This window comes from Enhygromyxa salina (genome assembly GCF_000737335.2).
GTDB classification, from domain to species: domain Bacteria; phylum Myxococcota_A; class Polyangia; order Nannocystales; family Nannocystaceae; genus Plesiocystis; species Plesiocystis salina_C.
Window position 1 is genome coordinate 42,006 of the sequence record NZ_JMCC02000060.1, and the last position, 13,361, is coordinate 55,366.

The following is a 13,361-nucleotide window of genomic DNA, read 5'->3' on the forward strand; positions in this document are numbered from 1 at the left end:
GGCGGGTATAACCTCGGGCATGAGCGACAACCCCGAGGGCCGGGTCACGACCGCGGCGGAAGGCCACGTGCTGACGATCACGATCGATCGTCCCGCCAAGTACAACGGCTTCACGCCCACGATGCTGCGCGAGCTCGCGGCCGCCTACACCCTGCTCGAGCGCGAGGACGCGTATTGGTGTGCCGTCTTGCTCGCGCAGGGCAAGCACTTCACGGCCGGGCTCGAGCTGTCGAAGTTCGACATCACCGATCCGCTGATCGAGCCAGGCCAGATCGACCCGCTGGACTTGCAAGGCGTGCGTCGGACCAAGCCGATCGTCGCCGCGGTCCACGGGATCTGCTTCACGATCGGGATCGAGCTGATGCTCGCCGCCGACATCGTGGTCGCCGAGCGCGGCGTTCGCTTCGCCCAGCTCGAGGTCCAGCGCGGGCTGATGGCCTACGGCGGCGCGACGCTGCGCATGGTCGAGCGGGCAGGGTGGGGCAACGCGATGCGCTACCTGCTGACCGGCGACGAGTTTGACGGCGAGACCGCGCTGCGGCTCGGGTTCGTGCAGGAGCTGGTCGACGAAGGGCAGGGGCAGGCGCGGGCGATCGAGCTGGCCGAGCGGATCGCCGCACAGGCCCCGCTGGCGGTTCGCGCGAGCCGGCGATCCGCCCAGCTGGCGGTGCAGCAGGGGCCCGCGGCCGCGATCGCGGCGTTGCCCGAGCAGCTGGCCAAGCTCGCCGCCAGCGAAGACTTCGCAGAGGGCGTGCAGTCGTTCAAAGAGCGCCGCGCTGGCCGCTATGGCGGTCGGTGACCCGCTGGGCTCCGGGTCCTGGTTGGGCGGCTGGCTCTGGGGTCACCCGGCGGGCTCGGTTACCATCCGCCGCATGCTCCGTCGATCCTCTCGGCTCCTCGCTTGCGCGCTGGCCCTGTGCGCTTGCGCCGGCAGGGCCCCCGAATCCACGGCTCCCAACCCCGAAGTCCTGTGCGGGGTCTGGCAGAGCACTGACGGGACCTCGCAGCGGTGGTGGATCTTTGGTGAAGACCTGCTCGGTGTGGTCCGGCACGTCGACCCAAATGGGAAGGTCGTGTCGACCGAGCGCCTGGCCTTGCTCACCAGCGGCGGCGACCATGTCTACGTGTCGCAGACTTCGGAGGCCCCCGCGATCGCGTTCGAGCCAGTTGATCCAAGCGCGACCCAACGCGACATCGAGCTGCCCGAGGGGTCGCTGGCGTGGGCCTGGGCCAACTACGAGAACGACTTTCCCCAGGAGGTCCACTTCGTCTCGAACGGAGACAGCCTCGAGACGCAGCTCAGCGCGTCTGGGGAGGACGGCGGCTGGCTGATGGGCTGGAGGTTCGAGCGGGTGGGGGCCTGCGGCGAAGAGCCAGAGCCCGAGCCAAAGTCGCGCTGAGATCGCCCACCATTGGGTCGCCCACCATTGGGTCGCCCACCATTGGGTCATTGTGTAATGTGTTGATTCCGGCAGGCCAGGAGTCTCGACGACCCCTGTCGCATGCGACAGGGGGGCGCGGCGCCATCGTCGACAGATCACGGATGAGCTACGCTGCCCCCATGCTCGTACCCCGCCTGATCCCGCTGTGCCTGCTCTCGTTCACCTTGGTCGCCTGTGGGGGCCAAAACAAAGCCAACGACATGGGGGGGCCCGCCGATGAGCTGGGCGACCCCGTGGAGCCAGAGCCGGCGCCAGAGCCAGAGCCAGACGGCGATGTCTGCTCGGTCGACGCCGACTGTGTCCCTGCGCAATGTTGTCACCCCACCACCTGCGTGCCGGCCTCGCAGGCGCCGGACTGCTCTGAGGTCGCGTGCACCGAAGAGTGCCAAGGGGGCACCATGGACTGCGGCCAAGGACACTGTAGCTGTGACGCGGGGGGCTGCACGGTCGTGTTTGACAATCCCCTGTAGGCCCCGCGATCTACGCCACCTCACTCGGCCCAGCCGCCCCAAACCCGCGCCTACCGGCCCGCAACTCCCTGCTTTCCCCTGTCGCCGGCCCTGTGTTGTACTCCGGCCCTGTGCCAACCCCCGAGCAGCTCGCCAAGCTGAGCACCAGCGCCGCGCGGGCGCAACTCGACCACCTCGCGAAGCTCCTCGGCATCGATCGCGAACATCTACAAGCCTGGCTCGAGCAGGTTCACGGTCGCACCAAGCTGCCCAAGGCCCTCGGCCGGCTGTGGCCAACCCCCGACGACACGGCCCGCGAGCGCTTGCCCATGTCCGAGGAGCTCGGCGAGCTGCGTTGCTCCGACGCCCGTCACGATCCCGCCCTGCAAGTTCAGCTCGCGCAGATCCTGGGTGCCCCGCCCGCGGTCGTAGAGATCGATCTGCACGACGCTCACCACCGCGCGCGGCTCGACAACTGCGAGTTCACATCCAGCGAGGCGGCCTATCTCGCCGCCCTCGAGCGCCGTCGTGATGGCGGAGCCGGCGTCGTGGCCGAGGCGTCCCCCCCACGCAGAACGCCCGCGCCCGCCCAAGCCGCCGAGCCAACCAGCAAGCTCCCCGCCGAGCTCGCCGCGCTCCGGGTCTCGGACGCGCGCAACGACGACCTCGTGCTCCTGCGCCTGGCCGAGACCCTGGATGTCTCGCCCGGCCGTGTGCGCGCCGCCCTCGAGCGCGCCCACCATCGCCAGCGCCTCGACGGTGTGGACTTCGCCGCGTCCGGCCCCACCCAAGAGCTGCTGATCACCCCGACCGCGCCCGCGCCCAAGCCCGCCACCTACCAGCCGCCGCGTCCAACCCCCATCACGGCCAACGACGCGGGCACGGCTACCAGCTACCTCGTCCAGCCCAAGCCGCCGCTTGCCCCTGCCAGCCGGCTGCCCGCGCGCCCGCCAACCGAGCCCGGCGCGGCGATCCCCAAGCCCGGTCAGATCGCCCGCTGTCGCCACCGCAATTGGCTGGTCGAAGCCGTCCACCCGCCCACCGTCGCGCGCCGCAAGGCCGCGCACCTGGTGGATCTGGTCTGCCTCGACGACGACGCCCCCGGCCGCGAGCTCAGCGTGTTGTGGGAGCTCGAGCTCGGGTCCTACGTGACCGAGCCCGAGGCCGGTCAGCTGCGCGGGCTGGCCGGGTTTGACCCACCGGAGCACTTCGCGGCGTACCTCAACACCTTGCGCTGGAACGCGACCACGGCCGCCGACGCGACCTTGTTTCAGGCCCCGCTGCGGGCCGGCATCCACGTTCAGCCCTACCAGCTCACGCCCTTGATGAAGGCGCTCGAGCTGCCCCGCGCCAACTTGTTCATTGCCGACGACGTTGGGCTTGGCAAGACGATCGAGGCCGGCTTGGTCATGCAAGAGCTATTGCTGCGCCAGCGCGTGGAGTTTGTGCTCGTCGTCGGCCCGGCCAGCGTGTGCCTGCAATGGCAAGAGGAGCTCTACAAGCGGTTTGGTCTGCAGTTTCAGGTCTACGATCGCGCGTTTGTGGCCCGCATGCGGCAGCAGCGGGGCTACAAGGTCAACCCCTGGACCACCCACAATCGCTTCATCATCTCGTATCCGCTGCTGCGTCGGGCCGAGTATCTCGAGCCGCTGCGCGCGTTCTTGGGCGCCCACGCCGAGCACGGCAAGCGCCGCAAGTCGCTGCTGATCCTCGACGAAGCCCACACGGTGGCGCCGGCCTCGGGCAGCTCCTACGCCGTTGACTCGCAGATCACCCGGATCGCGCGCGAGCACCTGTGTCCGCGCTTCGAGAACCGCTTGTTCTTGTCGGCCACCCCCCACAACGGCCACACCAACAGCTTCTCGGCCTTGCTCGAGCTCCTGGATCCGCAGCGCTTCCACCGGGCAACCTCGGTCGCGGCCAACCCCGAGGCGCTCGAGGCCGTCATGGTTCGCCGGCTCAAGCGCGACATTCGGCGGGTGTCCAAGGGCCTGTTCCCCCGGCGCGAGGTCATTGCCATGACCCTGCATCACGCGCCCAACAGCGGCGCCGGGGCCTGGTCGCTGGAGGCCAACCTGCACAGCCCCCGCCCAAGCGCCAAAGACGACCCGGCGCTCGCCAACTATGCCCGCCCGCAGCTGCCCTTGGCGGCCCAGGGTGAGCCGGCGTGGTCGCTTGGCGAGGCCGGCGCGCCCGAGCTCGAGCTCGCCCGCATGCTCGCAGACTACGAGCGCACGGTGGCCCCGGCCAACAAGCGCCAGCGGCTGGTGTTTGCCAACCTGCAAAAGCGCCTGCTCAGCAGCACGGCCGGGTTTTATCGGACCTTGTGCGCCCACGCCCAGCGCTTTGACCAACACTTCGCCGACCGCCTGGACGCCCAGCCAGACAACCCCCAAGACCACGCCGCGCAGCTCGAGCTCGACGGCGAGTTTGATCGGGCCGACGAGGCGATCGAAGACGACGAGCTTCAGCAGACCGCCACCGCCAGCGCGTTGCTGGGCACGCCGTCTGCCCAGGCCCGGGCCCAGCTCGACGCCATGCTCACGCTGGCCAAGCGCAGCAGCGGCTCGGCCGACGCCCGGGTCCGCGCGCTGCTCGAGTGGATCCGCCGCAACCAGTGCCCCGCGGTTGGCCTGGGCCCCAAGCCCAGCAGCGCCGCGAGCACCAGCTGGGGCCCGCGCAAGCTGCTGATCTTCACCGAGTACACGGACACCAAGCGCTGGCTCAAGACCCTGCTCAACCGGGCGTTCGAGGGCACGGATCACGGCGCCGAGCGGATCCTCGAGATCCACGGCGCGCTTGGGGACGAGCGCCGCGAGGCGATCCAGCGGGCCTTCAACGCCCCGCCCGAAGCTCACCCCGTCCGCATCTTGCTTGCAACCGACGCCGCCCGCGAGGGCATCAACCTTCAGGGTGCGTGCGCCGACTTGATGCACTTCGACATTCCCTGGAACCCGGCCCGGCTCGAGCAGCGCAACGGCCGGATCGATCGCACCTTGCAACCCGAGCCCGAAGCCCGCTGCCACTACTTTGTCTACGCCCAGCGCGAGGAAGATCGGGTGCTCGACACCGTCATGCGCAAGGTCGACGTGATCCGCGAGGAGCTTGGCTCGGTCGGCAGCGTGGTGATGGAGCAGATCGCCGCGACCCTGGAGGGCCGCAGCATCGGGGCCCAGACCCAGGCCGCGCTCGAAGCCGCGACCCACCCCGGCGAGCGCCAGCAGATCGTGATGCGCGAGCTCGACCATGGCGCAGGCGCCGGGCTGAGCGCCAGCGAGAAGCAGCTCGACCGCGACATTCGCCAGGCCGGCACCCGCTACTCCGACGCGGTCAAGCAGCTCAACTTCGAGCCCCGCTTGCTGCACCAGGCCCTGGACGTCGCGCTGACGCTGCTTGGCGTCGGCAAGCTCGAGCCCGTGTCCGGCGACGGCGGGACCCAGGCGCACGCGGTGCCCGAGCTGCCGGCCGGGTGGGAGAGCACCCTCGACGCCCTGCGTCGGCCGCGGGAGCGCGACGAGTCGCTGTGGGACTGGCGTCGGGCCGCGCCCCCGCAGCCGGTCGTGTTTGATCCGCCCCCGCAGATGACCTCGCCGCGGGTCCACCTGCACCTGCATCACCCCTTTGTCCGCCGGCTGCTCGACGTGTTCACCTCGGCGGGCTTTGGCGCCCACCAGCTCGAGCACCTGGCCCTGCTCGAGCACAACCACAACGGCCACGCCTACGCGGTCGCGCTGGCCCGGGTCTCGCTGTTTGGCCACGGCGCCGTCCGCCTCCACGACGAGATCGTCGAGCAGATCGTCCAGGTCAGCGGCGACACGGCCGACGGCCCGCTCGAGCCCGTGTCCGAGCGCGAGCTGGGTCAGCTGTCCATGGTCCTGGACGAGCTGCTGGACGTCGAGCGCCACCCGCCCACCGGCTCGCTCCGCTCCCACCAGCGCCAATCCCTGCTCGCCCGCGCCCGCGACGATCTGGCCACGCTGTGGCCGCTGGCGCGCGACCGGGCCCAGCGCGCGGCCGAGGCCGCTGGCGCCCGCCTGCGCAAGCGTGGGGAGCACGAGAGCCACCAGCTCGAACAGCTGCTCGTGGATCAGCGCCGCCTGCTCGCCAGCGAGCTGGGTCAGCAGCTCGCGCTGCAGGGCATCACCAACGAGGCCGAGCGGCGCCAGAGCCTGGCCGACCGCGACGCCCTCAAAGATCGCTTCGCCGCGATCCAGACCGAGATCGATCAGGAGCCCGCCCAGCTGCGCGCCCTCTACGAAGTCCAGCTGTGTCGCATCGAGCCGATCGGGCTGGTCTACCTGTGGCCGAAGGTGTGGGGTTGAGCCGATGAGCCGCAGCACCAACGCACACACGCAGGCGCGCTGGCACGAGAGCTGGCTGGGCATGGTCCGGCAGGACGGCCTGGTGGTCTCGGTCCCCGTGTTGACCACGGCCGGCTTGATGTTCCAGCGCGGCCCCGCTGCCCAGCGAAGCTACCGCGAGCAGCTGCTGCCGCCCCCCGCCGAGGGGGCCGAGCGCCCGCGCCTCGAGCTGCCCTCGCTCGAGGTCCTGCTGTTTGGCCTGCTCGAGTTTGCGCCCGGCGACATCGACCTCGCGGCCAGCTTGCCCGCGAGCGTGCACGTGGTCGCGGCCGACGCTGCGACCAGCTCGATGATCCGCCCGAGCGCCGCGATCCGCCGCGAAGCGCGGGCGCAGCCAGCTGGCCCGGCCGCAGCGGATCCCTTCGCAGCGGATCCCTTCGCGGCGGATCCCTTCGCGGCTGATCCCGCTGGCGCTGGCTCGCCCCCAGCCGCGCCGCCCGAGGCCGACCCCTTCGCCGCGGACGACCCCTTCGCCGCCAACGACCCCTTCGCCGCCGATCCCGTCGCCCGCAGCGAGGCCCCAGTCGAGCCCGCGCCCGCAGTCGAGCCCGCGCCCCCGGTCGAGCCCGGCGACACCGACCCCGAGCTGTCTTCGGCCGCGCTGGCTGGGCGCGACTACCTGGCCCTGGTCTGGGACCTGGCCGACGAGGCCACGGCGTTTGGCCCCGACGCGATCGGCCGCGACCTGGATCGCCCCGATCGCGACGCCAGCTGGAACTACCCGCCGGCCGCCAAATTCGAGCGCCTGCTTCGCCACACCCGGGTCCCGATCGGCGTGCTCACCAACCGCACCCACGTGCGCCTGATCTACGCCCCCCACGGCGAGACCACCGGCTCGCTGACCTTCGATCTGAGCGACATGTCCGAGGTCGGCGGCCGCGCGATGCTCGACGCCTTCAGCTCGTTGCTGGGCCGCGATCGCTGGCTGACCCAGGCGGCCGAGCACCGGCTCCCGGCCTTGCTCGAGGCCAGCCGCAAGCAGCAGGCCGAGGTCACCGAGCGCCTGGCGGATCAGGTGTTCGAGGCGCTCTCGACCTTGCTGGTTGGGTTTGAAGCCGCGGCCGCGCGCGACGGCAGCGAGCTGCTGCAGGGCCTGGTTGCCCAGGGCAAGCGCGACGCCGGCACCGGTGAGGTCTACGCCGGCCTGCTGACCGTGCTGCTGCGCCTGGTGTTCATGCTCTACGCGGAGGACCGGGGCCTGCTCCCGGTCGAGCACCCGATCTACCAGGCCGGCTACTCGCTGCTGGGCCTGTTTGACGAGCTTCAGCAAGATCAGGGCGCCCACCCCGACGCCATGGATCGGCGGTTTGGCGCCTGGTCGCGGCTGGTCGCGACCTGGCGGGCGATCTACGACGGCATCCACCATCACGGTGAGCACGAAGGCGACGCGGCCCTGCTGATGCCCCCGCGCCGCGGCCACCTGTTTGATCCCGACGCCTACCCGTTCCTCGAGGGCCGCGCCCGGCCAACCGGTCCCGCCAGCCCAAGCGCCGATCTCAGCGCCCAGCAGCGCGCCACCGTGAAGGTGCCAAGCGTCGACGACGGCACGCTGTACCAGGTCCTGGACGCGCTCTTGTACCTGCGCGAAGGCAGGACCCGCCAACGCCTGAGCTACCGGGCCCTGGACGTCGAGCAGATCGGCAGCGTCTACGAGGCGCTGATGGGCTACGACGTGATCCGGCTCGAGCAGCCGGCGGTGCGCTTGCGGGCCCGCCGGGCCAAGGGCGTGTGGCTGGGCGCCAACGAGCTGCTGGCGGTCGCCCCGGCCCAGCGCGCCAAGTGGCTCAAGGACGAGGTTGGGCTCGACAAGGCCGCGGGCGCCCGCTTGGCCAAGGCCGTGGCCGAGGCGCTCAAAGGCGTGCCCAAGCCGGATCAGGCCGAGGCCGCGCTCGACGTGATCGAGGACTTCGCCGGCAAGACCCACGGCCAGCGGCTGGCGGCCGGGCGCCTGGTGATCCAGCCCGGCGACGAGCGCAAGCGGACCAGCTCGCACTACACCCCGCGCGAGCTGACCGAGCCGGTGGTGCGCCGCACCCTGGCCCCGATCCTGCGCACGATCGAGGCCGAGGGCGGCGGCCCGCCCACCAGCGAGGCCCTGCTCAACCTCAAGATCGTGGATCCGGCGATGGGCTCGGGCGCGTTCTTGGTCGAGGTGGTGCGCCAGCTGGGGGATCACGTGGTCGCGGCCTGGCAACGCGAGGGTCGCTACGCCAGTCAGGGCGCGCTGCTAGAGGCCGCGCTTGGGGATCTGAGCGGCGAGGCCCGGCCGATCGAAGGCGAGACCGACGAGGCGGATCCGGTGATCGCCGCCCGCCGCCTGGTCGCCCAGCGCTGCGTGTATGGGGTCGACAAGAACCCGTATGCAGTGAACCTGGCCAAGCTCTCGCTGTGGCTGGTCACGATGTCGCGCAGCTTGCCGTTCACCTTTGTGGATCACGCGCTGCGCCAGGGTGACTCGCTGGTGGGGCTGAGCCTGGCGCAGATCCGGGGCTTCGACTGGCGGCTCGGCGAGGTGCCGGCGGGCAAGCGCAAGGGCAAGGCGAAGGCCCGCGAGCAGGTCGAGGATCCCGCGCTCGCGCATGTGATCGCGCAGTCGCTGGCGCGGGCGACCGAGCTGCGCCGGCAGATCGTGGCGCTGGCCCGGCGCGATGGCGAGGAGGCCGTGCTCGAGCGCGAGCTGCTGCTGGGGCAGGCGCGCGAGGCCCTGGACGACGCTCGGCTGGCGGCGGATCTGTGCGTGTCGGCGTTCTTTGCCGAGAGCAAGGACAAGGCCCGGTTGGAGCGGCGGACCGAGCGGCTGGATGCCCTGATGAGCTGGTGGGGGGCGCGGGATCGCGGCGAGCCCGAGGAGGCGGCGGCGCGGGGCGTCGTGGAGGGGTTGCGGGGGGAATTGTTGGAGGGGCAGGAGCCGTTTCACTGGATGCTGGAGTTTCCCGAGGTGTTCTGGGAGGGGCGGGCGGATCCGCTGGCGGGGGGGAAGAAGAATCGGGTGGCCTATTTTGATGCGGTGGTTGGGAATCCGCCGTTTGCGGGGAAGAATGGGGTGGCCGCTGCGGGTGGGGACCAGTATTTGGATTGGTTGAAGGTCGTGCACCCGGGCGCGCACGGGAACGCGGATTTGTGTGCGCACTTCTTCCGGCGGGCGGAGCATTTGCTTGGGCCGCATGGGGCGTTGGGGTTGGTTGCGACGAATACGATCGGGCAGGGGGATACGCGGACGACGGGGCTGGCGGCGATGTTGGCGACGGGTGGGGTGATTTATGACGCGATGGTGAATTTGAGGTGGCCGGCGCCTGGCGCAGCGGTGACGGTGTCGATCGTGCACATGGCGACGGGGTCCGTCGGAAAATATGCGGAGGAACCAGTACTTCGCGGCATGGATCCGGTGACAGCGCAGGTTGAGGCTCGTCGAGCAGCGGTGATTAACTCGCGGCTGGTGGCGCGCCCCGAACGGAATGACCCGGTCGGTCTGCGGAGTAATACCGACCTGAGTTTACAGGGCAGTATCGTCCTGGGACTGGGATTCACCCTGACACCAGCCGACCGAGACAGGCTGGTTGCACAGGACGAGCACAATGCGGATCGAATTAAGCCTTACCTCGGGGGCGCGGAGGTCAATCGCAACCCCGATCAGGGGTTTGACCGCTACGTTATCGACTTCGGCGATATGTCGCTGGAGGCCGCGCAGCAGTGGCCGGATCTGATTGGCATCGTTCGCGCGGAGGTCAAGCCCGAGCGCGACAAGTTGCGAGACACTGCTGACGGCAAGAGGCTCAAAAACGACTGGTGGCTCCACGCGCGGACACGTCCCGCGCTTTACGCCGCCCTCGCTGACCTCCCGCGTTGTTTGGTGACCGCGCGTACATCCAAACACACCATGTTCTCAATGCAGCCATCGGACCGCGTCTTCTCCGAGAATTTGGTCGTCATTACCACACCCTGCTACTCGGCCCTCTCGACTCTATCGTCGTCCATACACAAGCGGTGGGTCGCTAGCCTTTCCTCCACGCTCGAATCCCGCCAAGGCTATCGCCCCAGCGACTGCTTCCAAAACTTCCCGTTCCCGTCCCCCGACCCCCGCACCGAGCACCCCCGCCTCGAAGCCCTCGGCGCCACCCTCGACACCCAGCGCTCCGCCTTCATGCTCGAGCACCAGATCGGCCTCACGACCACCTACAACCTCCTGCTCGGCTTCAACCTCACCACGATCGAGTCCGATCCCAGCCACAAGCACCACGCCCCCGCGACGGACCCCCGCCTCGACGCCCTGCGTACGCTCCACCTCGAGCTCGATCGCGCGGTCCTCGACGTCTACGCCGAGCAGCTGGCGGCATGCACCGACCCCAAGCAGCGCGCGCTCGCCCCCCTGTTTCAATCGATCGACATCCCCCCCTACGTCGATCCGCGGCTCCCCGATCTCAGCCCCGCAGACAAGCTCGCGCTCGAGCGCTTCAACGACGCGATCCTCGACGCGCTCATGGCCCTCAACGAGCTGCGGGCCGCCCAAGAACGCCGCGGCTGAGCGCCCACGCGAAGCCTCGACCCACGAGATCCTCACCCGGGCCGTTCAGGCGCGTGTGTCTGCCGGAGTTGGTGGCCCAAGTTGGCCCGCGGCCACGAGCTTGCCGGCGTCGAGAGACCCCGAGCCTGTGGGCCAGAGCCGCGGCCGGTGCAAGACCCCGAGTCGGCGCGACCGAAGCGGGGGCGGCTTCTCCGCGTTCCTCCTGCCGTCGCCAGGATCACTTCGAGCTTCAACGCTGCTCGGCGCGCGCTCGCCGTCGCCTTGGCCGGGCTGGTGTCGACGACCGCTGCGAACCCGCGGCCGAGCTGCTCGACCTCGCCAGCTCGACCGCGAGCTCCGCCGCTGCGGGGTGACCGGGCTCCTGCAGGCTCGGGCGGTTCGGAGCGACGCCCACGGACGGCGACCCCGATACCCCAGGGTAGGCCCCGGCTGCCCCGACGGCGGCCGGAACTACGCGGGGGTAGGCCCGGCTGCCCGGGAGGCACCTGCGAGCTACGCCGAGGTAGCTCGCGGCTGCCCGGGAGGCACCTGCGAGCTAGGACGAGGTAGATCGCGGCTGCCCAGGGGGCGGCGGGATGTCCGCGAACGTAGGTGATGGCCGTGGTGTGGGCTCCCCCAACATACGCCGAGGTAGCTCGCGGCTGTCCCGAGGGCGGCGGAAACTCCGCGATCGTAGTCCTCGCCCGTCCTCCGGCTGGCGCGACATCCGCGAACGAAGCCCCGTCCAGGTCGCAGAGCGGCCAGCGGTGACCCGGCGTTCGCAGGGGACGGGCGCGCCGCGGCGGCGGGTCCGCAACCGTAGCCTCTGGCTGTACCGGTGACGGCTGCCTGCAACCACCGGCGAGCTGATGTCCGCGGCGGACCCAGAAGATCGAAGCTCGGTACACCCAGCGGCGGTGGGCACCCCATTCAAATTGAACGAGGGAAGACCCAGCGGCAGTGGGCACCCCATCCAAATTGAACGGCGGAAGACCCAACGGCGGTGGGCACCCCATTCAAATTGAACGGCGGAAGACCCCGCGGCAGTGGGCACCCCATTCAAATTGAGCGGCGGAAGACCCCGCGGCAGTGGGCACCCCATTCAAATTGAGCGGCGGAAGACCCCGCGGCAGTGGGCACCCCATTCAAATTGAGCGGCGGAAGACCCCGCGGCGGTGGGCACCCCATTCAAATTGAGCGGCGGAAGACCCCGCGGCGGTGGGCATCCCACTCGAACACAGCGGCGGAAGACCCCGCGGCAGTGGGCACCCCATTCGAACACAGCGGCGGAAGACCTCGCGGCCGTGGGCACCCCATTCGAATTGAACCCGGAAAGACGCCCCGTCGCTGGAGTCAGCGCGGGGCGAGATCCATCAAGACCGCCAGCTCACTCGCCCTCGGCCGGAGGGTTGACCGGCGGGGGCTCGGAATCCACGAGATCCCCCGCCGCTGGCGTCTCGACACCCTCGAGGTCGCCACCTGCATCCGGCGCTTCCTCGGCGTCGGTCTTCGAGCGGGTCGTGTCGTTTGCCAGCATGGGCTGCAAGGCCGCGAGCACGGTCTCGCTCCACTCCGCGTCACCTTTGGGCAGCGTCGAGATCAGCAGGCTCGCGTAGTTCTCTGCGGCCCAGCGGATCTTGGCCCGCAGCGGGCGAAGGTTCACCGACACCGCGTTGTCGCGAGCCGTGCGCGCGGCGACCATTGCCTCGTAGCGACGCTGGCACACCTGCGCGAGCGAGGCGGGCGCGGCACCAACGAGCTCGACGAACTCCGCCTGCAGGCCGTGGCTCTCGATGTAGCGCAGGCGCGCGGCCATGTGGGCGGCCTGCTGCGGGTACGAGACCCGCAAGAAGTCCACGCCGTCGCCAAACAGCCGCGCGAGCAGCTCTTCGGCCACGCGGCTCAGCTTGCGATGCGCTTCCACTTTGGCCGTGGTCAGCTCCTCTGCGCTGAGCAGATCCAGGCCCTCGTGGCGGTACACCTGCCAGAACTCCAGGCGGGCACGCAGGGCGACCCAGACCCGATCCACGAGCACGTCGAACGAGCGCTCGAGCCCAGCATCGGCCTTGCCGTCGAGCCGCTCCATCAGCGCATTCTCGGCATCGTCGACCGCGTCCGCGAGCAGCTGGGCCGCGTCGTTGACATGATCGGGGACGCCCGCGGGCATTGCTTCGACCAGGCTATTGCCGACCGAGATGCTGCCGGTCAACGTGAGCACGGACAATGTGCGGTAGCCGGACAGATCGAGTGTTGAAGGGTCTACTGTCATAGCGAGACAGCATACAAATTGAACCCGAAGATTCCGCGACTTTTCTCATGAAGTCTCAATAAAGTCGATATCATGGTCGGAGCTGGATGGATGAATGGGTCGATCTGCCCCACCCGGCGCGAGGAGCCCGTGGTGGAACCCCTCGCGCCGCCTCGCTTGGCCTTTTCGCCGAGGGCAGTGTCGCCGAAACTTGCAGTACGCCCGGTACAGCTGCCATGGACGATAGGTTGGCGCCTCGCCCTCGTTCCGGCGCGAGGCGACACGATGGGTTCCACCACGGGCTCCTAGAGCGGCGATCAGTTTGAATTCTTAATAGATTCCGATCGCTTAGCCGCCCGG

General features: G+C 69.7%; 6 protein-coding genes. 5 read left to right on the plus strand and 1 reads right to left on the minus strand.

Going from position 1 to position 13,361, the window contains the following annotated elements; translation table 11 throughout:
* Nucleotides 1-19 precede the first annotated feature (19 nt).
* The 5 genes from DB30_RS22430 (at nt 20) to DB30_RS22450 (ending at nt 10,774) form a co-directional block, all read left to right on the plus strand.
* Nucleotides 20-799: a crotonase/enoyl-CoA hydratase family protein gene (locus DB30_RS22430; protein WP_052552351.1), complete on the plus strand. Its 780-nt coding sequence runs from the start codon at nt 20-22 to the stop codon at nt 797-799.
* A gap of 73 nt (nt 800-872) precedes the next feature.
* On the plus strand, nt 873-1,400 hold the full coding sequence (locus DB30_RS22435; RefSeq protein ID WP_146660114.1) for a hypothetical protein: 528 nt from the start codon (nt 873-875) through the stop codon (nt 1,398-1,400).
* Between the two features lie 161 nt (nt 1,401-1,561).
* The gene (locus tag DB30_RS22440) at nt 1,562-1,912 is read left to right on the plus strand and encodes a hypothetical protein (RefSeq protein ID WP_146660117.1); all 351 of its coding nucleotides are present in this window, start codon (nt 1,562-1,564) and stop codon (nt 1,910-1,912) included.
* Between the two features lie 110 nt (nt 1,913-2,022).
* Complete coding sequence (gene drmD / locus DB30_RS22445) at nt 2,023-6,213, plus strand: DISARM system SNF2-like helicase DrmD (RefSeq protein ID WP_052552357.1); 4,191 nt, start codon at nt 2,023-2,025, stop codon at nt 6,211-6,213.
* A gap of 4 nt (nt 6,214-6,217) precedes the next feature.
* Nucleotides 6,218-10,774: an Eco57I restriction-modification methylase domain-containing protein gene (locus tag DB30_RS22450; RefSeq protein ID WP_052552358.1), complete on the plus strand. Its 4,557-nt coding sequence runs from the start codon at nt 6,218-6,220 to the stop codon at nt 10,772-10,774.
* A 1,366-nt stretch (nt 10,775-12,140) separates the two neighbouring features.
* On the opposite strand, the gene DB30_RS22455 is transcribed toward DB30_RS22450, so the two are convergent.
* Nucleotides 12,141-13,022 carry a hypothetical protein gene (locus tag DB30_RS22455; protein WP_146660119.1) on the minus strand — a complete coding sequence of 294 codons (882 nt, stop codon included), beginning with the start codon at nt 13,020-13,022 and terminating at the stop codon, nt 12,141-12,143.
* Nucleotides 13,023-13,361: the final 339 nt, after the last annotated feature.